We start from the raw sequence: 23525 nt of genomic DNA, 5'->3' as shown, positions 1-23525 counted from the left end.
TGTTTATCAGCACATTGACCAGTCCAGCATTGGCGAAATCCTTCAAGGATCGCGGTTGCAAGCGGAACAGCATACCTCCCACGTCGCGCTGACCGGCCGTGACCCCATTGAATGGCCGCTTTCGAGCAGATGGAAAGGCGGTTTCGGGCCCATTGCGGCCGTTGCTTTGGGATAGATTCGTCGCCAGTCAAGAGCATCAGGGACTCTTCTAGACTAGCGACCATGTTTCACGTACTGATCGACACCTCGGTCTGGCTCAAGCTGGCAGAGGATCACAAGCTCACGCCGCTGCTTCAGGTGGTCCGTGGCCTCGTTGCATTGAAGAAGATGCGACTTATCGTTCCGCGGCTTGTCATCGACGAGTTCAATCGGAACCGCGAGCGCGTAGCCAAGGCGGCATCGCGTAGTTTTACGTCTCAAGTAAATGAGGTCCGCAAAGCGATCAATAAGGTTGGGGGCGACCAGAAGACAACGAAGCTTGTACTCAAGCATCTTGATGAATTGAACCACAAGCTTCCAAAGCTCGGCATGCCGGCAGACGACACCTTCAGCACAATTGAAAAACTGTTTAATGAGGCCGAGGTAATTGAGGCAAGCGAATCCGTGATGGCGAGGGCTGCGGGCCGTCAGCTCGACAGAAAGGCGCCCTGCCATCAGAACAAAATCTCGATTGCAGATGCGGTGATCTTGGAAACATTCCTTGACGCATCTAAGGTCAAGGTGCGTGGAGATCGGTTCGCGTTCGTAACTGACAACGTGCATGACTTCAGTTCGGCGACGGATCACAGGTTGCCTCATCCCGACATTGCTGCATCGTTCAGCAAGATTAGAACGATGTACTTCAACAATCTGGCAGCGTGCTTGCGGAAGATCGACCCATCCTTCGTGAGCGAAGTCGAATGGCTTGATCTGCAGCAACAGCCCCGCTCGATCTCCGAGTTGCTGCAGGCGCACACCCTGCTCGATGATCAGGTTCGCTACAACAGATATCAGTACATGTTGTGGCAGATCAAGAATCACAAACTGAAGGTCGTGACCAAAGCCCAATGGGATGAATTGATCGCCAAGGATCGGAGGAACCATGAAAAGTACATCATCGATTCGATCCTGCCCGTTGCAGCCAAGAATATTGCCAAGGTCGAAAAGCGACTTGGCCCAGAAAATGTAGGTCCTTGGTCGGATTTCGAGTGGGGCATGATCAACGGGAAGCTCTCTGCAATTCGTTGGATGCTCGGTGACGACTGGGACAATTTGGACACGTAGCGAGCCGCACCACTACGAATGCAACCCAGGATCGCTCAGACCTCTTAACAAGCCAGGCAAAGTCCTAGCCATACAGCCTCTGAGACACCATCGAACGACCGTTCATGGCCGACAGCAGTGATCCTCCAACCAACGGCACGGCTGCGCGTCCGGCTCGGCCTATGATTGTTTGCCAGCGTAAACAGCCATCCGCTCACAACCTACGCTGCAAGTCACTTCTACCGGGTTCTGCCGCTTACCTCAAACGTTGTCCATGACAGAACACAACGAGACACCACCAACTCGGCCATCGTGGTTGCTGATTGCAGGCATTTGGTTAGGCGGGGCCGCAGGGGTCGGTGGAATAGTTGCAATGATCCTCATCGCAATCGAGAAAGTTCGGGCTGGGCAACCCCTCGACATGTATCGGACGCATTGGCTTGTGGAGTTCAACTGGATAGGCTTTCTTATCCTTATGGCGGCCATCGCCGTAGCGCTCGCCGTTGGAGTGTTTTTCTGGTGGAAGGAGCGGCGCGAGGTCCACGCGCTTCTGAACAAGTACTCCGGGGACCGCCATGGATAACTGGTTGCTCGACGCGAACCTGCAACTTCGAGCTGCCGCTTTGCAGCGTATGTTGCAGTCCGGTCACCGCCGACGTTGAGGGCCCGCTTTCAGCCGCCCCACTGGCCGCTATTGGTCATGCAGGAGATGTCGCCTCGATCCAAATGGTCTGCCCGGGGTGATGCTCTTCAATGGTGCCTAAAGCGTCATCCAGCAGAACTCGATCCCTTAACTCGTGAACAAAACGAGTGCATTTCGGCGCGGGTAACGCGGCCCATGCCGTCTCTGAAATCGCATCGGCACCACACCATACCGCGTCATCATTCCCTGCTACACGCAGCGCTTGGGAGAGGCCCTCGGAAGTGATTGCTAGGTAGATCATATGAAGATTCGAATGTGTCGCGCCGGGCTTCGCCTAAGACCGCTTCTGGCCGATAGTACGCGTTCAACGACGAAGCGCGGATGACAGCAACCGCTGCCGGGAGGTCATCGGCCGGATTTCCTCCATGGGTCGTTGCAGGCCGAAAGCGCCCCACTTCTGCCCCTCGTCAGAGAGCCCCCTCACCCCGCCACCACCCGATTCCGCCCCGCGTTCTTCGCCTGGTACAGCGCCGCATCCGCACGCGCCAGCAGTTTGTCCATGGAGTCGTTCTGCGGCAGGCTCAGGGTTACGCCGATGCTGACGGTGCAGCCCACCTCCTTGCCGTGGGGTGCGCAAGCGGCCCGGATGCGCTCGGCCACTTGAAGGGCTGCGTCCAGAGGGGTGTTGGGCAGCAGCAGCGCGAATTCCTCCCCGCCAAAGCGGCCCAGCAGGTCCTTGTTGCGCAAACGGCTCTGGACCTTGGCGGCAAACTCCACCAGCACGCGGTCGCCGGCCTGGTGGCCGTGGGTGTCGTTGATGGACTTGAAGTGGTCGAGGTCCATCATCAGCAGGGCCAGGGGTTGGCCGGTGCGGTGGCTGCGCTCCAGCTCGATGGCGCAGGCCTCGTCCATGTAGCGCCGGGTCAGGGTGTTGGTGAGCGAGTCGCGGGTGGCCAGCAACTCCAGCTCGGCCCGCAGGCGGTCGCCGGCCATCAGCACGGCGCCCACCGAAAACAGCAGGATGGACACGGAAAAGCTGGCGATGAACAGCGCATGCTGGGGCGTGGCGTTCAGGATGGTGTCGCCCGTGGGCAGAAAGAACGTGGTGGCAAGCCGCACCAGCTGAATCGCGGCGATGTACGCCAGCACCCCCACCGTGAGCCAGCGCGAAAAGCTGCCCATGCCCTGCCGCACGATGAACCAGGCGTGCACCGCAAACATCACGGCCATGAGTGCGGTGATGAGGCGCAGGCGTGCGGCGTAGTTGGGGTCGCCCCAGGTGAACCACATCGTGCCCAGCACCACGGCGGCAATGGTGCCCAGCCAGCGCCACGTGGCCGGGCGCACCCCATGAAAACGCTGGGTACCTGCGTACAGGCCATACACGCCCCAGCTCAGCAGAAAATTGGGTACGGCCGTGGTGAGGATTTCAGGCAGCTGGCCGCGCGATGCCGCCAAGACGCCGCCCACCACGATGATCAGCAGCGCCTGCGCCCATCGGCCTGGGCCCTGGATGCTGGGCGGGTAGCTGCGCTTGAGGGCCCACAGCACCAGGGCCATCAGCGCGCTCATGGCGCTGATCAACACGATGGCGGTACGCGGGTCTAGCACGTTCATGGTCGTGCCAGTTTGCCGGAATCGTTCCGGTTTGGGGACGGGGTGCGCAGGCCAGGGCGTTAAAGCATGAAGGGACGCCATGCACCGCCACCTGCAAACTACGCGCTGCAAAGGATGACGTTGAAGGTAGGGGCAGGCTCAATGGGCAGCAAGCGGTTGAACCACGGGCCGGGGCCACCCGGGGTTCTGCATTTATTTGCCCAGGGTTGTTTGCTCACCATTTAATAGCAAATAGCGCTTATTCTTCAAGCGCTAGAGCCATATTTCACTCAAAACGATGGCCATCTGCAGCGTGCGCCCTGCCCTTCAAGGCGTGAAGGCGCGCACGCACCGCATCTGCAGGTTTTGGGTCTTGGGAAGTGTCACCGGATTGCCGATGGAAAAATCATTGATCCATGCGTCGGTCGTGGGCGAGGCCGAACCCTCGGTGGAGCTCCAATAGAGGGCGTTGGTGAAGCCGCCTACCGCCACCCTGTTGGTATACAGCGCCGCGAGCTGGTTGCGGGCGGGCAGGAACCAGTCGTTGTAGCAGATGTTGCCCGGCTGGCAGGGCGTATTGCCTTGCGAATCGACCTGGTAGGTGCTGCACAGTTGTGCGGCATAAACACCCGCACCCAGGGTCGCTCCGACGGCGGCGGTGTTGCTGGCGCCGTCGGTGTCGCTTTGCGCACCCGGCCCCACGGCCGTGCCGAAGCCACCCCACCCGATCCCGGTGTTGTTGTCCGCCGTGGCCGCAATCAGGTTGTTCAACCCGCCATTGATCACCGCGATCACGCCGCCCCCGCTGCTTTGCCCCACAGCGGTGGCAAGGTAGGTATAGCCGTTGGTCAGCTGGGCCGCCCCGGCGGGGGTATTAACCACCACGTCCACCACACCCACCGCGTGTGCGGGTGTGACGGCTGTAATGGTGCTGGAGTTGATCACGTTGACCGACGTTGCTGGCACCCCGTCAAACGTGACGCTGGTGGCGCCGGTCAGCCCGGTACCGGTCAGCGTGACGCCAACCCCGCCCGATGCGGTGCCGGAGTTGGGGCCGATGGCGGTCAGTGTGCTCGGCACGACTGCAGTGAGATAGGTATAGCCGTTGACCAGCGAGGCGGCCCCGGCGGGGGTGGTGACCACCACGTCCACCATACCCACGGCGTGCGCGGGCGTGACGGCCGTGATGGTGGTGGCGTTGACCACGGTGACCGAGTTTGCAGGCAGGCCGCCAAAGGTGACGCTGGTGGCGCCGGTCAGCCCGGTTCCGGTCAGCGTCACCGCAGTCCCGCCCAATTCGGTGCCGGAGCTGGGGCTGCTGCTGGTCAGAACGGCTGCGGTGAGATAGGTATAGCCACCAGCCAGCTGAGCGGCCCCGCCCGGGGTGATGACCACCACATTGACGGCACCCGCTGCGTGCGCTGGTGTGACGGCGGTGATGGTGGTGGCGTTGACCACGTTGACCGAGGTTGCAGGCACCCCGTCAAACGTGACGCTGGTGGCGCCGGTGAACCCGGTGCCAGTCAGCGTGACGCCGACCCCGCCCGATGCGGTGCCGGAGCTGGGGCTGAGGGCGGTCAGGGTGGCGCCAGAGGCATAGAGGCTGCGGCAGATGGCCTCGACATCCACCCGGCAGGTGGCGCCGTTGGCCAGCATGGCCCCCACACCACAGGCGGGATGGGGCGATGGCGTGGGCGGCCCGGGGGGCAGCAAGGTGTTGGCCGGGTTGGTGGCAAAACACTGGGCCAGGTTGGGAGGGGCGATGGCTGCAATCCGCAGTGCAGCGCCTGAGTTATTGCTGAAGTCCGCAGGCTGAAAGCCCGTGAAGCCACCGGCCGTGATCGGGCTGACGGTGATGGGCAGGGTCTCGCCAGCAGGATGGGTGAACGCGCTGACAACCTGCGCCATCAGGCCCGCCCCCTGCCCCGCCAGGCCCGCCACCGCAGCCACCAGCAGCAGCGACACCACACGCCGCACACCGTGGCTGTGGCGCAGCGACCACCACCCGGCCAGTGCAACCGCCACCAGCAAGGCGACCAGCGCCAGTGGGTTGTCCACCGGCACATTGGCCACGGCAGGGGCACCACTGGAGATCGTTTGGGCCGAGGCGGCAAAGGGCAGCGCGGCCACCAGCATTGCCAGCAGTGCCAACAGGCCAGTGCTTCCGGGTTTGGTGTTCATCAGTTGATGCCTCTGGGTTGGTTGGGGTGGCGGCGAGATAGTTGCAAATTATCACAATCGCTGAAGCGGGGGCGGATGTGGCGCGTGGAGGTGGCCCGAAGCACCGCCCAAGCCATACAGCGCCTGGGCATGAAGCCCCATGCTGAACACGCTTGCAGCACGCTCCTAACCCGGTCTGGCTGGCATCATTGCGTCCCGACGCCGCCATTTGCCAGCCCATCCGCATCACCCCAGGGAGTTGCCCATGCCCAGCCACCATCCAGACGCCACCCTTGCCACCCAACGCCTGCTGCACGCCAGCCCAAGCCAGGTGTTTGCCGCCTTCCGGCAGCCAGAGCTGCTGGCGCGCTGGTGGGGGCCGGCGGGGTTTACCAACACGTTCGAGCGGTTTGACTTTGCGCCCGGCGGGCGGTGGGTGTTTGTGATGCACGGCCCGGACGGCACGCACTACCCCAACGAGAACGTGTTCCGCGCCATCGAGCCCGACGCGCGGATCGTGATCGAGCATGTGATGGCGCCGCTGTTCACGCTGACGGTGGAGCTGGCCCCCCACGGCGAACACCACACCCACCTGGCCTGGGCGCAGGAGTTTGCCACCGCTGAACTGGCGGCCAGGCTGCGCGAGCTGGTCATCCCCGCCAATGAGCAGAATCTGGACCGGCTGCAGGCGGTGCTGGCCACATTGACCGACAAGGAGACCCCATGAGCATTGCGAAGACCCCCGAAGGCCCGCCCGCATCGGCGCTGATCGACGAGCGCATCGCCAGCCTTCAGGACTGGCGCGGGCCCGCGCTGGGCCGCATGCGCCAGCTGATCCACGAGGCGGCGCCCGAAGTGGTGGAGGAGTGGAAGTGGAAAGGCACGCCCGTGTGGTCGCTGAGCGGCATTCTGTGCACGGGCGAGTCGTACAAGACCGCGGTGAAGCTGACCTTTCTGAAAGGTGCCTCATTGCCAGACCCGGCAAAACTCTTCAACGCCAGCCTGGATGGCAACGCCCGGCGCGCGATTGATATCCACGAAGGGGACACCGTGGACGCGGAGGCCTTCAAGGCGCTGATCCGTGCAGCGGTGGCCTTGAATGCCGAGGGAGCCAAGGCCAAGGCAAAACCGGCGCGGGCGGCAGGGGCAGCCCATTAGTCAGGTCCGTTAGCCAGGCCCGAAAGGCCTGCGCGGAATGGCCTGGCTTGATTGCTACTTTTTAAATAGCAATAAAACTTTACCCATCAAGCGCCAGGGCCAATTTTTATCAAAATCTACTGACCCGAACCCGCTGCCCCCGCGCCGCTACGGTAGCGCCACTGCACCTTCAGTGCCGTCGCCTCCCCCTGCGCCAGGGTGCGCAGGCCGGGCTGCCCGGGCTGGTGGAAGGCGTCGATGGGCTGGGTGATGGGTTCAAAGCAAAAGGCGGGGCCCTGGGGTGGGCGGTAGATCAGGCAGTAGTGCCGGGCGGTGCCGCCGTCTTGCGCAAAGTCGGGCATGTGGGCGGTCAGGCGCAGGCCGCGCTCGGGCCAGTCGATTTGCGCCGTGCCGCCCCAGCCGGTGTAGGCGTTGTCGATCAGGCCGCCATGGGCCGAAGCACCGGCATTCAGGTCCCAACCGGGGGGAAATTGCTGGGTCAGCTCCGTGGGCAACGGGTCGTTGCCGCACAGCCAGACGGCCTGCACCGGGGCCGTGATGCGCGTGGCAGGCGTGCGCGGAAACCAGGGATGCAGGCCCAGGCCGTAGGGCAGCGGCTCTGGCCCCAAGTGGCGCACCTGCACCGACTGGTCCAGGCCGCCATCCACCAGGCGGAAGGTCTGCACACATTCGTAGTCGTACGGGTTGCCGTCGAAGTGCTGCGAGCGCAAGGTCATCTGCAGCGTGTCGGCCGCTGTCTGGGTGATCTGCCAGGGCTGCAGCCAGCCGTCGCCATGGATGGGATAGGGCTCGCCCGCGCGGTTGGGCTGCATGGGGTGGAACTGCCCGGCGTGCTCAAACCCGCCGCCGCTGATGCGGTTGGACCAGGGCACCATGGCAAAGGACGCCATCTGGTACAGGTCCGGCGTCTTGCCGTCCCACGGCCGCCACAGGTCGATGCGGGCCTGCGAACCCTCCGGGTCGTCGATCTGCCAGGCCGCAACGCTGCCGCCCAGCGAGGGCACCAGGCCAAGATGCTGGCCGGCGTGGTGCAGCCAGACGATGGGGTGGGAGGCCTCGGTCATGGGTGGGCTTTCTGAAAAGGGTTGAAAAAAGGAATGGCAGGATGGGCGGGGGCTGTCCGGCACGCTGACGGGCCTGCAGGAACACAGGCAATGCCAGGTGCAGGGCTCTCAGCCGCCAAACGGATGGGCCGGCAGGCCCAGGCTGTCGGTGTCCACCGCAAACAGCGCGCCGGCCAGGGGCTCGGCAGCGAGCTGCTCGGGGGTGAGGCCCACCCGCGCCGAAGTGATGAACAGCGTGCGCAGGTCGGCACCGCCAAAGGCGCAGGTGGTGACCTGGCTCACGGGCAAGGTCACGCGGCCCAGCTCGGCGGCGGTGACGGGGTCGTGGCAGGTGACGCACCAGCCGCCCCAGTGCGCAATCCACACGCGGCCCTGGGCGTCGGTCGTCATGCCATCGGGCAGGCCGTCTTCGGGCAGCCAGTGTTTCCACAGCGTTTTGTTCGACACGGTGCCCGTGGCGGGGTCGCTGTCGTAGCGGTAGGTGTTGCCTTCGATGGTGGCGTTGAAATACATGGCCGTGCCCTGCCCCGTGCCAGACCACGTGGGGCCGTTGGTCACGGCAAAACCGTCGTCGTGGCGCGTGCAGCGTCCATCGGGGTCGTAGCGGTAGAGCGCGCCGGTGGGGGCCTCGCAGGCAAAGTCCATGGAGCCCGCCCAGAAGCGGCCCTGCGCATCGCACTTGCCGTCGTTGAAGCGGTTGCCCGGGCGCTCGGGCTCGGGCTGGTGCAGGTAGCGGGGTGCGGCATCGGTGGCTGGGTCGAACAGGGCAAAACCCCGGCGCAGGGTCACGATGAGGCCCGGTGCCTGGGCACGTTCGGCCAAGGCAGAGATTTCTTCGGCAAAGGTCCAGCGCTGCAGCGCGCCGCTGGCGGGGTCCCACCGGTGCAGGTGGCATGCAAGGATGTCCACCCAGTACAGGGCCTGTTCGCGCACAGACCACAGCAGGCCTTCGCCCAGTTCGCAGCCCAGCGCCTGCACACAGCGCACGGCCCCGGCCACGGGGGTAGCAAAGGCAGCGCCCGCAAGCGGTTGGAGGGGGTTATCCAGGTGGTGCACGCTTGTCTCCGGTAGTTTTTTTGCACTTGCCTGCTGCCAGGCACTTGACGGACGGCATCTTATCAACGCCAATTGATGCCTGTAATGAATATTTTTACCATCAATTGATATATATATTGATATGTCACATTCTTCCGACACGTATCTCCCCTCTTCTTCCTCCTCCAGCACCACCACGGCGGCAGGGTCGCAGGGCTTGTCGCGCTTTCCCAGCCTGCGCGGGCGCTCGGTGTTCATCACGGGCGGCGGCAGCGGCATTGGCGCCGCCATCGTGGCCGCGTTTGCAGAACAAGGCGCCCGCGTAGCCTTTGTGGACGTGGCCCGCGAGGCCAGCGAGGCCCTGGCGCAGCAATTGGCCGACGCCGGCATGGAGCGCCCGTGGTGGCGCACCTGCGATGTGCGCGACATCGGGGCACTGCAGGCCTGCATTGCCGAGGCCGCCGCCGAGCTGGGCGACTTTTCGGTGCTGGTGAACAACGTGGCCAGCGACGACCGCCACACGCTGGAATCCGTCACGCCCGCCTACTACGACGAGCGCATGGCCATCAACGAACGCCCGGCCTTCTTCGCCATCCAGTCCGTGGTGCCCGGCATGCGCAAGCTGGGCGGCGGCTCGGTGGTCAACCTGGGCTCCACCGGCTGGCAGGGCAAGGGCACGGGCTACCCCTGCTATGCGATCGCCAAGTCATCGGTGAACGGCCTCACGCGCGGGCTGGCCAAGACGCTGGGGCAGGACCGCATCCGCATCAATACCGTGTCGCCCGGCTGGGTGATGACGGAGCGGCAGATCAAGCTGTGGCTCGATGCGAAGGGCGAGGAGGAGATTGCACGGAACCAGTGTTTGCCGGACAAACTGCGGCCGCATGACATTGCGCGCATGGTGCTGTTCTTGGCGTCGGACGATGGGGCGATGTGTACGGCGCAGGAGTTCAAGGTGGATGCGGGGTGGGTTTGAGTTTTTTTAGGTCTTTTTAGGCTCCAGCGCTTTTCTATCAAGCGCTGGCAGCTATGGTTTTTGCAGTTCCTGCGGGGCCCTCGTCCGTTCGACTGAGCTTGTCGGAGCCGGGGCACGCACTCCCCAACCGCTCGGGCTGAGCCCGTCGAAGCCAGGGCGCGTGCTGGTTTGAAACGCATGCTTGGTTGGAGGGCAGAGGCCGGGAGTCGCCCGGCATGCGCCCTCCACACAAGCACACCACCAAACCAGCGCACAAGCCCCGGCTTCGACGGGCTCAGCCCGAACAGGTCCGCAAGAACAAAGGACTACAAAAACAATAGCTGCCAGCGCTTTGCCAGAAAGCGCCAGCAACCCATTCGATTCAAAAAATCAATCCCCCGCCTCCAGCCTCCGCCCGTACTGCACCAGACTCGTCTGCTTCAACGCCCTCATCATCACCTTGGCCGCAGGTGACAACAGCCTGTCCGACCGCGTGATGATCCCGAACGCATCCATATGGCACGGCATCTCCAGCGGCAACACCGTCACAAGGCCGTGCGCCGCGTAGTAATGCGCCACATCCGCCCCCACCACTGCAATCATGTCGCTCTGCTGCAGCATGCGCGTGATGAACAACAGCGCCGATGTCTCCACCGTGTGCAGCGGCGGCGCCAGCCCATCCTGCTGGAACATCAGCTCGAACCGATGGCGCAGCACACTGCCGGCAGGCGGCACGATCCAGCCGGCTGAGACCACGTCGCGCAGCGTCAGCCCGCTCATGCTCGACAGCGGATGGCCGGGCCGGGTGATGGCGCAGACCAGCTCCTCCGTCAGCGGCTCGTAGCGCAGGTTGCCTTTGTCGTGCTCTTCATACAGGCGGCCCACCACGATGTCGAGCTTGCCCTGCTCCAGCCGCTCCAGCAGCACCGGGCTGGTTTCAATGTCGAGCGAGATGCGCAGGCTGGGATGCTCCTGCTTGACCAGCGCCACGGCGGCGGGCAGCAGGCTCAAGCCCGGTGAGGTGATGGCGCCGATGCCCACCTGGCCGTAGTGGCCGGTCTTGAGCGCGCCGATCTCGTCGTGCGCCTGGTTCAGGCTGGCCAGGGCCATGCGGGCGTGGCGGATCATGGTTTCGCCATACCAAGTGGGCCGCATGCCGCGCGGCAGGCGCTCGAACAGCGGCACCTCCAGCACGTCCTCCAGGTCCTTGAGCAGCTTGGACGCAGCAGGCTGCGTCATGCTCAGCACCTGGGCGGCGCGGTGGATGTTGCCTTCCTCGGCCAGCGCCACCAGCAGCAGCAGTTGGCGCGTCTTGAGGCGGGCGCGGATGAACCAGTGGTTGTAGGTGCTCATGGATGGATGGGGTGGCGGAAGCGAAGGAGGGGTTTTCCAGAATGCGAAGACAGATATCTATTTTGTCTAAAAAATGATTGGATTGATATCAAAATCCTCCATAGACTTCGCCGCAACAGCAACAAAGGCCTCTCTCCATGAAGCTCGGCGACCTCCAGCTCAGCCCCCGGCACCTGATCAACGGCCGGTGGGAAATCGGCACCACCACCGGTGTGAGCACCAACCCGTCGGACACCCGCGAAGTGGTGGCCGAGTACGCCCGGGCGGACCGCAACCAGACCGAGCTGGCCGTGCGGGCTGCCGTGGATGCCCTGCCCACCTGGAGCCAAAGCACCCCGCAACGCCGTGCCGATGTGCTGGACCTGATCGGCAGCGAGCTGCTGGCCCGCAAGGACGAACTGGGCGCCCTGCTGGCCCGCGAAGAAGGCAAGACCCTGCCCGAGGCCGTGGCCGAGGTCGCCCGCAGCGGACAAATCTTCAAGTTCTTCGCTGGCGAGGCCCTGCGCATCCCGGGCGAACTGATGGCATCGGTGCGCCAGGGCGTGCAGGTGGACGTGACCCGCGAACCCGTGGGCGTGGTGGGCATCATCGCGCCGTGGAACTTCCCGTTTGCCATCCCGGCCTGGAAGATCGCCCCGGCGCTGGCCTACGGCAACACGGTCGTCTTCAAGCCCGCCGAGCTGGTGCCCGCCTGTGGCTGGGCGCTGGCCGAGATCATCAGCCGCAGCGGCCTGCCCGCTGGCGCATTCAACCTCATCATGGGCAGTGGCCGCGAGGTGGGGCAGACGCTGGTGGACCACCCGCTGGTCAACGCGCTGAGCTTCACCGGCTCGGTGGCCACGGGCGACCGCATCCTGCGCGCCGCCAGTCAACGCCGCGCCAAGGTGCAGCTGGAGATGGGGGGCAAGAACCCGCTCATCGTGCTGGCCGACGCCGACATGGACCAGGCCATCGACTGCGCACTGCAGGGCTCGTACTTCTCCACCGGCCAGCGCTGCACGGCGTCCAGCCGCCTGATTGTGGAATCCAGCGTGCACGACGCCTTTGTGGCCCGGCTGCGCCAGCGGCTGGTCAGCCTGAAGGTGGGCCACGCGCTGGAGCGTGGCACCGAAATGGGCCCGGTGGTGGACAGCAGCCAGCTGGAGCAGAACCTGGGTTACGTGGAGATTGCTCGCAATGAAGGCGCCGAGCATGTGTGGGGCGGCGAGCGCCTGGAGCGCGCCACACCCGGCCACTACATGAGCCCGGCGCTGTTCCTGGCCCGGCCCGAGCACCGCATCGCCCGCGAAGAAGTTTTTGGCCCGGTGGCCTGCGTGCTGCGCGCGGACGACTACGAACACGCGCTGGCCCTGGCCAACGACACGCCGTTTGGCCTGTGTGCAGGCATCTGCACCACGTCGCTCAAGCACGCCATGCACTTCAAGCGCCACGCCGTGGTGGGCATGACCATGGTGAACCTGCCCACGGCGGGTGTGGACTTCCACGTGCCCTTTGGCGGCCGCAAGGAGTCGAGCCATGGCCCGCGCGAACAGGGCCGCTACGCTGCCGAGTTCTACACCACCGTCAAGACAGGCTACATGCTGGCCTGAGCCCCAGCCTCTCCCCGGTCACCGATCCCGCAACCCATCGTCAACCAACCATTAAAGACAGGAGACAAGATGATGAAATTGAACCGCCGCACTGTTGCCGCAGCCCTTGCTTGCGCGCCCGTGGCCGCACTGCTCCCCGCAGCTGCATGGGCCCAAAAGCCCATCGTGCTGGGTTTCAGCCAGGTGGGGGCCGAGAGCGAGTGGCGCACCGCCAATACCGAGTCGATCAAGTCCGCCGCCAAGGAGGCCGGGATTGAGTTGAAATTCTCGGACGCCCAGCAAAAGCAGGAAAACCAGATCAAGGCCATCCGCTCGTTCATCGCCCAGAAGGTGGACGTGATTGCGTTCTCGCCCGTGGTCGAGTCCGGCTGGGAGCCCGTGCTGCGCGAAGCCAAGGCCGCCAAGATCCCTGTGGTGCTGACCGACCGCGCGGTGAACACCAAGGACACCTCGCTGTACGTCACCTTCATGGGATCGGACTTTGTGGAAGAAGGCCGCAAGGCCGGCCGCTGGCTGGTTGAGAAGATGAAGGACCAAAAGGGCGAGGTCAACATCGTCGAACTGCAAGGCACCGTGGGCTCCGCCCCCGCCATCGACCGCAAGAAGGGCTTTGAAGAAGTCATCAAGGCCGACCCAAAGTTCAAGATCCTGCGTTCGCAGACCGGGGACTTCACGCGCGCCAAGGGCAAGGAAGTGATGGAAGCCTTCCTGAAGGCCGAGGGCAAGAAGATCAACGTGCTGTACGCGCACAACGACGACATGGCCATCGGTGCGATCCAGGCCATCGAAGAAGCCGGCCTCAAGCCCGCCAAGGACATCACCATCATCTCCATCGACGCGGTCAAGGGCGCCTTCGAAGCCATGATCGCCGGCAAGCTCAACGTGAGCGTGGAGTGCAGCCCCCTGCTGGGCCCGCAGCTGATGAGCGCCGTGAAGGACATCAAGGCCGGCAAGGCGGTGCAAAAGCGCATCGTGACGGAAGAAGGCATCTTCCCGATGGAAGTGGCCGCCAAAGAGTTTCCAAATAGAAAGTACTAACCCCCTGAGGCGCTGCGCGCCTTCCCCCTTTCTCTCGCATCGCTGCGCGATGCGGGAAGGGGGACGCCACCAGCGCACGCAAGTGAAACGCAGCCTTCGCTGCGGGCGGCCCTTGCGCGGTGGCACTGGCCTTTGGCCGCGCCAGTTGCGAAGGTCACGCGCATCTTTCCGATTCATCACAGAAACCAAAACACAACAACGTCAGGAGACACTTCAATGAAGCGTGCAGTTTTCAAGGCCGTACTGGCCACGGTGGCACTCGCAGCAATCGGCGCCACATCGCTGGCATCGGCCCAGGACAAGGGCAGCATCGGCATCTCGATGCCCACCAAATCCTCGTCGCGCTGGATCGCTGACGGCGACAACATGGTCAAGGTGCTCAAGGAGCGCGGCTACAAGACCGACCTGCAGTACGCCGACGACGACATCCCGAACCAGCTCGCACAGATCGAGAACATGATCACCAAGGGCGCCAAGGTGCTGGTGATTGCCTCCATCGACGGCACCACCCTCTCGCGCGTGTTGCAAAGCGCCGCGGACAAGGGCGTGAAGGTCATCGCGTATGACCGTCTGATCAAGGGCTCCAAGAACGTGGACTACTACGCCACGTTCGACAACTTCCAGGTGGGTGTGCTCCAGGCCACCTCCATCGTCGACAAGCTCGGCCTCAAGCAAGGAAAGGGCCCGTTCAACATCGAACTCTTCGGCGGCTCGCCCGACGACAACAACGCCTTCTTCTTCTACGACGGCGCCATGAGCGTGCTGCAACCGTACATCGACAGCGGCAAGCTGGTGGTGCGCAGCAAGCAGACTGGCATGAACAAGGTGGGCACGCTGCGCTGGGATGGCTCGGTGGCCCAGGCGCGCATGGACAACCTGCTGTCGGCCTACTACGGCAAGGACAAGGTCCACGCGGTGCTGTCGCCGTATGACGGTCTGTCCATCGGCATCCTGTCGTCCCTGAAGGGCGTCGGTTACTGCACGGCCCAGCAGCCCTGCCCCGTGGTCAGCGGCCAGGACGCCGAAGTGCCCTCGGTCAAGTCCATCTTGAAGGGCGAGCAGTACTCCACCGTGTTCAAGGACACGCGCGAGCTGGCCAAGGTCGCCGCCAACATGGTGGACGCTACCTTGTCGGGCAAGCAGCCCGAAATCAACGACACCAAGACCTACAACAACGGCGTGAAGGTGGTGCCCTCGTACCTGCTCAAGCCCGTGTCGGTGGATGCCTCCAACTGGAACTCCATCCTGGTGGGCAGCGGCTACTACAAGGAATCGCAGGTCAAGTAAGTAGGTAAGTAAGAAGCTCCAAGCCGCTCCCGAAGCGGCGTGGGACTGGCCGCCTGCAAGTGCACCCCACAGGCCTTGCTGGCGGCCGTGCAACAGACGCGACGATGGGCCGATGGCCCGCCAAGAGACTCCGAGACCATGCTTCTTGAAATGCGGAATATCCGCAAAACATTCCCTGGTGTGGTGGCACTGAACCAAGTGAACCTGCGCGTGAAGGCGGGTGAAATCCACGCAATTGTCGGCGAGAACGGCGCGGGCAAGTCCACGCTGATGAAGGTGCTCTCCGGCGTGTACCCGCACGGCAGCTACAGCGGCGAGATTGTCTATGACGGCGAGGAACGCCAGTTCGGCGGCATCCGCGACAGCGAACACCTGGGCGTGATCATCATCCACCAGGAGCTGGCCCTGGTGCCTCTGCTCTCCATCGCCGAAAACATCTTCCTGGGCAACGAGACCGCGCAGTACGGCGTCATCGACTGGATGGCGGCGCACAGCAAAACGCAAGCACTGCTGCACAAGGTGGGCCTGCGCGAATCGCCCGAAACACTGATCACCCACCTGGGCGTGGGCAAGCAGCAACTGGTGGAGATCGCCAAGGCGCTGTCACGCCAGGTGCGCCTGTTGATCCTGGACGAGCCCACCGCCAGCCTGAACGAAAACGACAGCCAGGCGCTGCTGGATTTGCTGCTGGAGCTCAAGGCCCAGGGAATCACCTGCATACTGATCTCGCACAAGCTCAACGAGATCTCGCGCGTAGCGGACTCCATCACCGTATTGCGCGACGGCAGCACCGTCGAGACGATGGACTGCCGCGCAGCGCCCGTGAGCGAAGACCGCGTGATCAAGGCCATGGTCGGCCGCGAGATGGCCGACCGCTACCCCCCGCGCGAGCCGTGCATCGGCGAGACGGTGTTTGAGGTGCGCGACTGGAACGCCTACCACCCGCAGCGCCCCGAGCGCGCCTTTATCAAAAACATCAACCTGGAGGTCCGCAAAGGCGAGATCGTGGGCATCGCCGGCCTGATGGGCGCAGGCCGCACCGAGCTGGCCATGAGCATCTTTGGCCGCTCCTGGGGCGAGCGCATCGGTGGCCAGGTGCTGCTGCACGGCCGCCCCATCGACGTGGGCACGGTAGAGAAGGCCGTGGCCCATGGCCTGGCCTATGTGACCGAAGACCGCAAGGGCAACGGGTTGGTGCTGAGCGAAGACATCCAGTTCAACGTGTCGCTGGCCAACCTGGGTGGCGTCTCCACGGCCGCCGTGATCGACAGCGGCCGCGAGCACCGCGTGGCGCAGGACTACCGCGAGAAGCTGCGCATCCGCTGCTCGGGCGTGGACCAGAAAACGCTGAACCTATCAGGTGGCAACCAGCAAAAAGTGGTGCTGAGCAAATGGCTCTTTACCAACCCCGAAGTGCTGATCCTCGATGAGCCTACGCGCGGCATTGACGTGGGCGCCAAGTACGAGATCTACACCCTCATCGCCCAGCTGGCGGCCGAGGGCAAGTGCGTGATCGTGATCTCTTCAGAAATGCCCGAGCTGCTGGGCATCACCGACCGCCTGTACGTGATGAACGAAGGCCGCTTTGTCGCCGAGATGCCCACCGCCGAGGCAACGCAGGAAAAGATCATGCGCGTCATAGTAAATGCCCCCCCTGAGGCGCTTCGCGCCATCCCCCCCAAGGGGGACGCAGCCCGTGCGGCGGGGCGGCCCTTGCACGGCGGCCCTGGTCTGGGCAGCGCCAGTGTGGACGCATCGAACAGCAACCAGCGCAACGCATAACAAACATGAGCCAGATGACCAATCCCTCCCCCACGGCCTCGGCCGCGCCTGCAATGGGTGCACCGGCCAACCCCACCCGTTCGCTGCTAGACCATGCCAAGCACAACCTGCGCGAGTACGGCATGTTGATTACGCTGGTCGCCATCATGGGCTTCTTCCAGTACATGACGGACGGCACGCTGATGCAGCCGCTCAACCTCACCAACCTGGTGCTGCAAAACAGCTACATCGTCATCATGGCGCTGGGCATGCTGCTCGTGATCGTGGCCGGGCACATCGACCTGTCGGTGGGGTCCGTGTGCGGCTTCATCGGCGCGCTGGCCGCGGTGCTGATGGTGCAGTACCAGTGGCACTTCGTGCCCGCCACGCTGGCCTGCCTGGTGTGCGGCGGCCTCATTGGCGCGGTGCAGGGCTGGTTTGTGGCGTTCTCGCGGATTCCTTCGTTCATCGTCACGCTGGCCGGCATGCTGGTCTTCAAGGGCCTGGCGCTGGCGCTGCTGGCCGGGCAATCGGTCGGCCCCTTCCCAGAGGCGTTTCAGATGCTGAGCTCGGGCTTCATGCCCGACCTGTTCAGTGTGGAGGGCGTCAAGCTCACGTCGCTGCTGCTGGGCGTGGCCGTGGCCGCAGCGCTGGTGGTGGCAGGCATCCGGGCCCGGTCCAACCGGCTGCGCCACGGTGTGCACGTGGAGCCCACCGCCTTCTTCGTGGCACGAAACGCAGTATTTGCAGCGCTGCTCATCTACTTCAGCTATCTGCTCGCTTCGTACAAGGGCCTGCCCAACGTGCTCATCGTGATGGCGCTGCTGATCGTGCTGTTCGACTTCATCACCAGCCGCACCACCATCGGCCGGCGCATCTACGCCATGGGCGGCAACGAAAAGGCGGCCAAGCTCTCGGGCATCAAGACCGAACGACTGTCGTTCTATGCCTTCGTCAACATGGGCGTGTTGGCCGCGCTGGCAGGCTTGGTGTTTGCAGCGCGCCTGAACACCGCCACGCCCAAGGCGGGCCTGGGCTTCGAGCTCGATGTCATCGCGGCCTGCTTCATCGGCGGCGCCTCGGCCTCGGGCGGTGTGGGCAAGGTGATGGGTGCTGTCATCGGCGCCTTTGTGATGGGCGTGATGAACAACGGCATGTCGATCCTGGGCATCGGCATCGACTACCAGCAAGTCATCAAGGGCGTGGTGCTGCTGGCTGCCGTGCTGGTCGACGTTTACAACAAGAACAAAGCCTGATCCCATGGACGCGGCCACCGCTCACACCCCTGCCCCCGTGCTCGAACTCGCGGGCATTCACAAGCAGTTTGCGGGCATCCCCGTGCTGCGCGATGTGCAGCTGCGCCTGTACCCCGGCGAGATCCATGCGCTGATGGGGCAGAACGGCGCGGGCAAGTCCACGCTCATCAAGGTGCTCACGGGTGTGATCAAGCCCAGCGGCGGCCAGATGCAACTGGGCGGCGAGCCGGTGTGGCCCGATTCGCCCCTGGCCGCGCAGCGCCTGGGCATCAGCACCGTGTACCAGGAGGTCAACCTCTGCCCCAACCTCTCGGTGGCCGAGAACATCTTTGCAGGCCGCTATCCGCGTTGCGGCATCGCGCAGGGGTTCCGCATCGACTGGGCTCAGATGCACCAGCGCTCGCGCGAGCTGGTGGAGCGCATCGGCCTGAACATCGACGTGACGCGCCTGCTGTCGGACTACCCCGTGGCCGTGCAGCAGCTGGTGGCCATTGCCCGCGCACTCAGCATCGAAGCGCGCGTGCTGATCCTGGACGAGCCCACCTCCAGCCTGGACGACGACGAGGTGCAAAAACTCTTCGAAGTGCTGCGCCGTCTGCGTGGCGAGGGCCTGTCCATCGTTTTCGTGACGCACTTTTTGAACCAGGTGTATGCCGTGTCGGACCGCATCACCGTGCTGCGCAACGGCAGCTGGGTGGGCGAATGGCCTGTCAAAGACCTGGGGCCCCAAGCCTTGATCGCCGCCATGCTGGGCCGCGACCTGGCCGCACAGGCCGCGCAGACATCGCCGCCGCCGCCGGCGAACGCGTCGGATACCGCGCTGCTGCAAACCGAAGGCCTGGGGCAGGCCGGACAGTTGCAACCACTTGACCTACAGATCCGAGCAGGCGAAGTCGTTGGACTCGCAGGCCTGCTGGGCGCGGGCCGCACCGAACTGGCGCGCCTGCTCTTCGGGCTAGAGCAGCCTGACCGCGGCATGCTGCGCATCGACGGCAAGGCCGTGAGCTTCTCCAACCCCATGGATGCGATTCGCCAGGGCCTGGCCCTGTGCCCCGAAGAGCGCAAGACCGACGGCATCGTCGCCGAACTGTCGGTGCGCGAGAACATTGCGCTGGCGCTGCAGGCGCGCATGGGCGTGGGCAAGTTCCTCTCCCGCGCCGAGCAGACGGCCATTGCCGACCGCTACGTGCAGCTGCTGGGCATCAAGACCGCCAGCGTGGACACCCCCATCGGCCTGCTGTCGGGCGGCAACCAGCAAAAGGCCATCCTCGCGCGCTGGATGGCCATCGAGCCGCGCCTGTTGATCCTGGACGAGCCCACCCGGGGCATCGACGTGGCGGCCAAGCAGGAAATCATGGAGCAGATCCTGCGACTGGCCCAGGCCGGCATGGCCGTGCTGTTCATCTCATCCGAGATGAGCGAGGTGGTGCGCGTATCCCACCGCATCGTCGTGCTCCGCGACCGCCGCAAGGTCGGCGAGCTGCCCGCTGGCAGTACCGAAGACGCCGTCTACGAACTGATCGCCGCTGAACAACATGCTTGAAGAACACAACACACCCTCTCTTGCCAGCGCCCTGCTGCGCCACCGGCTGGCCTGGCCGGTGATCACGCTGCTGCTCCTGCTGGCCGTCAACACGGCCTTCAACGCCAGCTTCTTGCACATCGAATGGCGCGACGGGCACCTGTACGGCAGCCTGATCGACATCCTCAACCGCGCCGCGCCGCTGGTGCTGGTGTCGCTGGGCATGACGATGGTGATCGCCACGCGCGGCATCGATATCTCGGTAGGTGCCGTCGTGGCCATTGCCGCTGCCGTGGCGGCCTGGATGATCGGCGGCTCGGTATCGGGCACAGAAAGCCGCTTTCCGCTGCCCGTGGCCATCCTTGGCGCCCTTGGTGTGGCCCTGCTCTGCGGGTTGTGGAACGGCGTGCTGGTGGCGCGCGTGGGCATGCAACCCATCATTGCCACGCTGATCCTCATGGTGGCTGGCCGGGGCATCGCCCAGCTGATCACCGACGGGCAGATCATCACCATCTACTACACGCCCTACTTCTTCATCGGCGGCGGGTACCTGGCCGGTCTGCCGTTCTCGCTGTTCATCGTGGCGGCCGTGTTTGCCGTGCTGTACCTGGCCGTCACGCGCACGGCGCTGGGCCTGTTCGTGCAGGCGGTGGGCATCAACCCCACGGCGGCGCGCGTGGCGGGCGTGCAGGCGGGCCGCCTGACCGTAGCGGCCTACGTCTTCTGCGGCGTGTGCGCGGGCATCGCGGGGCTGTTGATCAGCTCCAACGTGAAAAGCGCCGACGGCAACAACGCCGGCCAGCTGCTGGAGCTTGACGCCATCCTGGCCGTGACACTGGGCGGCACCGCCCTGACCGGCGGGCGATTCAGCCTAGTCGGCAGCGTGATCGGTGCGCTCATCATCCAGACGCTGACGTACGCCATCTATTCGCTGGGCGTACCGCCCGAGGTCAACCTGGTGGTCAAGGCGGTGGTGGTGTTCATCGTGATGCTGCTGCAGTCGCCAGAGTTCCGCGCGCAGATTGGCGCCATCGCGCGCCGCCCGGGCGCAGGAGCCGTGTCATGAGCGCCGTGCCCAAGACTTCTTTCGGTGCTGCCGCCGAGGTGGCGCCTCAGCCAGGCGCAGCGCGCGCCCGGTGGAACCCCAAGTACCTGCCGCTCGCCGCCACCATTTCGCTCTTTGTGGCCATGGCCACGCTGGGCTCGGTGATGTACACCGGTTTCTTCTCGGCCCAGGTGTTCCTCAACCTGCTGATTGACAACGCCTTCCTCATCATCGTGGCGGTGGGCATGACGTTTGTCATCCTGTCGGGTGGCATCGACCTGTCGGTGGGCTCGGTGGTGGCGCTGACCACCATGGTGCTCGCCGCGCTGGTGGAGCACAAAGGCTGGAGCCCGCTGGTGGCCGTGCCGGTCGTGCTGCTGATGGGCACGCTGTTCGGCGCGTTCATGGGCGTCCTGATCGAGCGCTTCAAGCTGCAGCCCTTCATCGTGACGCTGGCCGGCATGTTCCTTGCACGCGGGCTGTGCTACCTCATCAGCATCGACTCGATCAGCATCACCAACGAAGCGTATTCCGAGCTGTCGCAATGGCGGCTGGAGTTGTGGGAAGGCGCTTCGCTGTCCCTCGGCGCGCTGATCGCCACCGCGGTGCTGTTGGCCGCCCTGTTCATCGCGCACTGCACGCCGTTTGGCCGCGCGGTGTATGCCGTGGGCGGCAGCGAGAACTCCGCCGTGCTCATGGGCCTGCCCGTGCGCGCCACGGTCATCGGCGTGTACACGCTCTCGGGCTTTTGCTCTGCCCTGGCGGGCGTGGTGTTTACGTTCTACATGCTCTCGGGCTACGGCCTGCACGCCGTGGGCATGGAGCTCGACGCCATCGCCGCCGTGGTGATCGGCGGCACGTTGCTCACGGGCGGCGTGGGCTATGTGGCCGGCACGCTGTTTGGCGTGCTCATGCTCGGAATCATCCAGACCCTGATCTCGTTCGACGGAACGCTCAGCTCGTGGTGGACGCGCATCGTCGTCGGCGTGCTGCTGTTTGTTTTCTGCCTGCTGCAGCGCCTGCTCACGCGCCGCGCCGCCAAGCGGTCCTGACCTTCTTTCCATCATCTCTCTGACCCGCAATCACAATGACCACCACCCCGCGCAAACTCCGCTCCACTGCCTGGTTCGGCACGGCCGACAAGAACGGCTTCATGTACCGCAGCTGGATGAAGAACCAGGGCATCCCCGACCATGAGTTCGACGGCCGCCCCATCATCGGCATCTGCAACACCTGGTCCGAGCTCACGCCCTGCAACGCCCACTTTCGCAAGATCGCCGAGCATGTGAAGCGCGGCATCTACGAGGCGGGCGGCTTTCCGGTCGAGTTCCCGGTGTTCTCCAACGGCGAATCCAACCTGCGCCCCACGGCCATGCTCACGCGCAACCTGGCCAGCATGGATGTGGAAGAAGCCATTCGCGGCAACCCCATCGATGCGGTGGTGCTGCTGGTGGGCTGCGACAAGACCACGCCCGCGCTGCTGATGGGCGCGGCCAGCTGCGACGTGCCCGCCATCGTGGTCACCGGCGGCCCCATGCTCAACGGCAAGCTCGAAGGCAAGAACATCGGTTCGGGCACGGCCGTGTGGCAGCTGCACGAATCGCTGAAGGCCGGCGAAATCAACGAGCACCAGTTCTTCGCGGCCGAAGCGGGCATGTCCCGCTCCGCCGGCACGTGCAACACCATGGGCACGGCCAGCACCATGGCCTGTATGGCCGAGTCGCTGGGCACCTCGCTGCCGCACAACGCGGCCATACCGGCGGTGGACTCGCGCCGCTATGTGCTGGCCCACATGTCGGGCAAACGCATTGTGGAGATGGCGCACGAAGGCCTGACGCTGTCCAAGATCCTGACCCGCGAAGCTTTCGAGAACGCCATCCGCACCAACGCCGCCATCGGCGGCTCGACCAACGCGGTCATCCACCTCAAGGCGATTGCCGGACGCATGGGCGTGCAGCTGGACCTGGAGGACTGGACGCGCATCGGCCGCGGCACGCCCACGTTGGTGGACCTGCAGCCCTCGGGCCGTTTCCTGATGGAAGAGTTCTACTACGCTGGCGGTTTGCCTGCCGTGCTCCGCCGACTGGGCGAGAACAACCTGCTGCCCCACCCCAACGCACTGACCGTCAACGGCAAGACGCTGTGGGACAACGTGCGCGAGGCGCCCCAGTACAACGACGAGGTGATCCGCACGATCGACAACCCGCTGATCGCAGACGGCGGCATCTGCATCCTGCGCGGCAACCTGTCCCCTCGCGGTGCAGTGCTCAAGCCGTCCGCCGCATCGCCCGAGCTGCTCAAGCACCGCGGCCGCGCTGTGGTGTTCGAGAACCTCGAGCATTACAAGGAGCGCATCGTCGATGAAAACCTGGACATCGACGCCAGCTGCGTGATGGTGATGAAGAACTGCGGCCCCAAGGGCTACCCTGGCATGGCCGAGGTGGGCAACATGGGCCTGCCCCCCAAGCTGCTGCGCCAGGGCGTGAAGGACATGGTGCGCATCTCCGACGCGCGCATGAGCGGTACCGCCTACGGCACCGTCGTGCTGCACGTGGCGCCCGAGGCCGCTGACGGTGGCCCGCTGGCCGCCGTGCGAGATGGTGACTTCATCGAGCTCGACTGCGAACAAGGCCGCCTGCACCTCGACATCAGCGACGAAGAGCTGGCCGCGCGCCTGGCTGCGCTGTCCACCACCGATCAGGGTGGCCGCGGGGGCTACCAGCGCTTGTATGTAGACCATGTGCTGCAGGCCGACGAAGGCTGCGACTTTGACTTTCTGGTGGGCTGCCGCGGCTCGGCCGTGCCGCGCCATTCGCACTGA

General features: G+C 64.5%; 19 protein-coding genes. 14 read left to right on the top strand and 5 right to left on the bottom strand.

What is annotated here, in order from left to right:
- Positions 1-222: 222 nt before the first annotated feature.
- Together ASE39_RS24575 and ASE39_RS24570 are read left to right on the top strand one after the other, a co-directional pair.
- On the top strand, positions 223-1263 hold the full coding sequence (locus tag ASE39_RS24575) for a PIN domain-containing protein (RefSeq protein ID WP_057272837.1): 1041 nt from the start codon (positions 223-225) through the stop codon (positions 1261-1263).
- Positions 1264-1516: 253 nt separating this feature from the next.
- Positions 1517-1825 (top strand): hypothetical protein, encoded by a 309-nt coding sequence (locus tag ASE39_RS24570; RefSeq protein ID WP_140426873.1) that lies wholly within the window; start codon positions 1517-1519, stop codon positions 1823-1825.
- Positions 1826-2365: 540 nt separating this feature from the next.
- Here the strand turns inward: ASE39_RS24570 and ASE39_RS24565 are convergent.
- Both ASE39_RS24565 and ASE39_RS24560 read right to left on the bottom strand, forming a co-directional pair.
- Positions 2366-3502 (bottom strand): GGDEF domain-containing protein, encoded by a 1137-nt coding sequence (locus tag ASE39_RS24565; protein WP_057272835.1) that lies wholly within the window; start codon positions 3500-3502, stop codon positions 2366-2368.
- Positions 3503-3808: 306 nt separating this feature from the next.
- On the bottom strand, positions 3809-5662 hold the full coding sequence (locus ASE39_RS24560; protein WP_057272834.1) for a midcut-by-XrtH protein: 1854 nt from the start codon (positions 5660-5662) through the stop codon (positions 3809-3811).
- Between the two features lie 244 nt (positions 5663-5906).
- On the opposite strand from ASE39_RS24560, the gene ASE39_RS24555 reads away from it, so the two are divergent.
- Both ASE39_RS24555 and ASE39_RS24550 read left to right on the top strand, forming a co-directional pair.
- Positions 5907-6368, top strand: coding sequence for an SRPBCC domain-containing protein (locus ASE39_RS24555; protein ID WP_057272833.1), 462 nt, complete (start codon positions 5907-5909; stop codon positions 6366-6368).
- A complete protein-coding gene (locus ASE39_RS24550) occupies positions 6365-6799 on the top strand; it encodes a DUF1801 domain-containing protein (protein ID WP_057272832.1) in 435 nt (144 codons plus the stop codon). Before ASE39_RS24555 ends, ASE39_RS24550 begins: the two co-directional genes overlap by 4 nt.
- 116 nt (positions 6800-6915) lie before the next feature.
- Here the strand turns inward: ASE39_RS24550 and ASE39_RS24545 are convergent, their stop codons facing one another.
- Together ASE39_RS24545 and ASE39_RS24540 are read right to left on the bottom strand one after the other, a co-directional pair.
- Entirely contained in the window at positions 6916-7863 is a 948-nt protein-coding gene (locus ASE39_RS24545) for an aldose 1-epimerase (RefSeq protein WP_057272831.1), read from the bottom strand.
- Between the two features lie 108 nt (positions 7864-7971).
- On the bottom strand, positions 7972-8919 hold the full coding sequence (locus ASE39_RS24540) for an SMP-30/gluconolactonase/LRE family protein (RefSeq protein ID WP_140426128.1): 948 nt from the start codon (positions 8917-8919) through the stop codon (positions 7972-7974).
- Positions 8920-9040: 121 nt separating this feature from the next.
- Between ASE39_RS24540 and ASE39_RS24535 the strand changes: the two genes are divergently transcribed.
- The gene (locus ASE39_RS24535) at positions 9041-9874 is read left to right on the top strand and encodes an SDR family oxidoreductase (protein WP_050812472.1); all 834 of its coding nucleotides are present in this window, start codon (positions 9041-9043) and stop codon (positions 9872-9874) included.
- A gap of 369 nt (positions 9875-10243) precedes the next feature.
- Here ASE39_RS24535 and ASE39_RS24530 read toward each other — a convergent pair whose 3' ends face one another.
- Positions 10244-11206: a LysR family transcriptional regulator gene (locus ASE39_RS24530; RefSeq protein WP_057272830.1), complete on the bottom strand. Its 963-nt coding sequence runs from the start codon at positions 11204-11206 to the stop codon at positions 10244-10246.
- A 137-nt stretch (positions 11207-11343) separates the two neighbouring features.
- Between ASE39_RS24530 and ASE39_RS24525 the strand changes: the two genes are divergently transcribed.
- The 9 genes from ASE39_RS24525 (at position 11344) to ASE39_RS24485 (ending at position 23525) form a co-directional block, all read left to right on the top strand.
- Positions 11344-12795 carry an aldehyde dehydrogenase family protein gene (locus ASE39_RS24525; protein WP_010461394.1) on the top strand — a complete coding sequence of 484 codons (1452 nt, stop codon included), beginning with the start codon at positions 11344-11346 and terminating at the stop codon, positions 12793-12795.
- A gap of 72 nt (positions 12796-12867) precedes the next feature.
- Positions 12868-13833, top strand: coding sequence for an ABC transporter substrate-binding protein (locus tag ASE39_RS24520; protein ID WP_010461392.1), 966 nt, complete (start codon positions 12868-12870; stop codon positions 13831-13833).
- Positions 13834-14049: 216 nt separating this feature from the next.
- Entirely contained in the window at positions 14050-15120 is a 1071-nt protein-coding gene (gene chvE / locus ASE39_RS24515; protein ID WP_057272829.1) for a multiple monosaccharide ABC transporter substrate-binding protein, read from the top strand.
- A 138-nt stretch (positions 15121-15258) separates the two neighbouring features.
- A complete protein-coding gene (mmsA, locus tag ASE39_RS24510; RefSeq protein WP_057272828.1) occupies positions 15259-16902 on the top strand; it encodes a multiple monosaccharide ABC transporter ATP-binding protein in 1644 nt (547 codons plus the stop codon).
- 53 nt (positions 16903-16955) lie between these two features.
- On the top strand, positions 16956-18137 hold the full coding sequence (gene mmsB / locus ASE39_RS24505; RefSeq protein ID WP_085940265.1) for a multiple monosaccharide ABC transporter permease: 1182 nt from the start codon (positions 16956-16958) through the stop codon (positions 18135-18137).
- Positions 18138-18141: 4 nt separating this feature from the next.
- Positions 18142-19680 (top strand): sugar ABC transporter ATP-binding protein, encoded by a 1539-nt coding sequence (locus ASE39_RS24500; protein ID WP_057272827.1) that lies wholly within the window; start codon positions 18142-18144, stop codon positions 19678-19680.
- A complete protein-coding gene (locus tag ASE39_RS24495) occupies positions 19673-20725 on the top strand; it encodes an ABC transporter permease (RefSeq protein WP_057272826.1) in 1053 nt (350 codons plus the stop codon). The genes ASE39_RS24500 and ASE39_RS24495 overlap by 8 nt, the downstream gene beginning before the upstream one ends.
- Complete coding sequence (gene yjfF / locus ASE39_RS24490; RefSeq protein ID WP_010461380.1) at positions 20722-21756, top strand: galactofuranose ABC transporter, permease protein YjfF; 1035 nt, start codon at positions 20722-20724, stop codon at positions 21754-21756. The genes ASE39_RS24495 and yjfF overlap by 4 nt, the downstream gene beginning before the upstream one ends.
- A gap of 35 nt (positions 21757-21791) precedes the next feature.
- Complete coding sequence (locus ASE39_RS24485) at positions 21792-23525, top strand: IlvD/Edd family dehydratase (protein ID WP_057272825.1); 1734 nt, start codon at positions 21792-21794, stop codon at positions 23523-23525.

The organism is Acidovorax sp. Root267, from assembly GCF_001429215.1.
Classification (GTDB): domain Bacteria; phylum Pseudomonadota; class Gammaproteobacteria; order Burkholderiales; family Burkholderiaceae_C; genus Acidovorax; species Acidovorax radicis.
This window is presented reverse-complemented; position numbering and strand designations above follow the sequence as displayed.

Coding starts and splice junctions, on each gene's coding strand:
- ASE39_RS24575 (WP_057272837.1), top strand. CDS start 223: ATGTTTCACGTACTGATCGACACCTCGGTCTGGCTCAAGCTGGCAGAG.
- ASE39_RS24570 (WP_140426873.1), top strand. CDS start 1,517: ATGACAGAACACAACGAGACACCACCAACTCGGCCATCGTGGTTGCTG.
- ASE39_RS24565 (WP_057272835.1), bottom strand. CDS start 3,502: ATGAACGTGCTAGACCCGCGTACCGCCATCGTGTTGATCAGCGCCATG.
- ASE39_RS24560 (WP_057272834.1), bottom strand. CDS start 5,662: ATGAACACCAAACCCGGAAGCACTGGCCTGTTGGCACTGCTGGCAATG.
- ASE39_RS24555 (WP_057272833.1), top strand. CDS start 5,907: ATGCCCAGCCACCATCCAGACGCCACCCTTGCCACCCAACGCCTGCTG.
- ASE39_RS24550 (WP_057272832.1), top strand. CDS start 6,365: ATGAGCATTGCGAAGACCCCCGAAGGCCCGCCCGCATCGGCGCTGATC.
- ASE39_RS24545 (WP_057272831.1), bottom strand. CDS start 7,863: ATGACCGAGGCCTCCCACCCCATCGTCTGGCTGCACCACGCCGGCCAG.
- ASE39_RS24535 (WP_050812472.1), top strand. CDS start 9,041: ATGTCACATTCTTCCGACACGTATCTCCCCTCTTCTTCCTCCTCCAGC.
- ASE39_RS24530 (WP_057272830.1), bottom strand. CDS start 11,206: ATGAGCACCTACAACCACTGGTTCATCCGCGCCCGCCTCAAGACGCGC.
- ASE39_RS24525 (WP_010461394.1), top strand. CDS start 11,344: ATGAAGCTCGGCGACCTCCAGCTCAGCCCCCGGCACCTGATCAACGGC.
- ASE39_RS24520 (WP_010461392.1), top strand. CDS start 12,868: ATGAAATTGAACCGCCGCACTGTTGCCGCAGCCCTTGCTTGCGCGCCC.
- chvE (WP_057272829.1), top strand. CDS start 14,050: ATGAAGCGTGCAGTTTTCAAGGCCGTACTGGCCACGGTGGCACTCGCA.
- mmsA (WP_057272828.1), top strand. CDS start 15,259: ATGCTTCTTGAAATGCGGAATATCCGCAAAACATTCCCTGGTGTGGTG.
- mmsB (WP_085940265.1), top strand. CDS start 16,956: ATGGGTGCACCGGCCAACCCCACCCGTTCGCTGCTAGACCATGCCAAG.
- ASE39_RS24500 (WP_057272827.1), top strand. CDS start 18,142: ATGGACGCGGCCACCGCTCACACCCCTGCCCCCGTGCTCGAACTCGCG.
- ASE39_RS24495 (WP_057272826.1), top strand. CDS start 19,673: ATGCTTGAAGAACACAACACACCCTCTCTTGCCAGCGCCCTGCTGCGC.
- yjfF (WP_010461380.1), top strand. CDS start 20,722: ATGAGCGCCGTGCCCAAGACTTCTTTCGGTGCTGCCGCCGAGGTGGCG.
- ASE39_RS24485 (WP_057272825.1), top strand. CDS start 21,792: ATGACCACCACCCCGCGCAAACTCCGCTCCACTGCCTGGTTCGGCACG.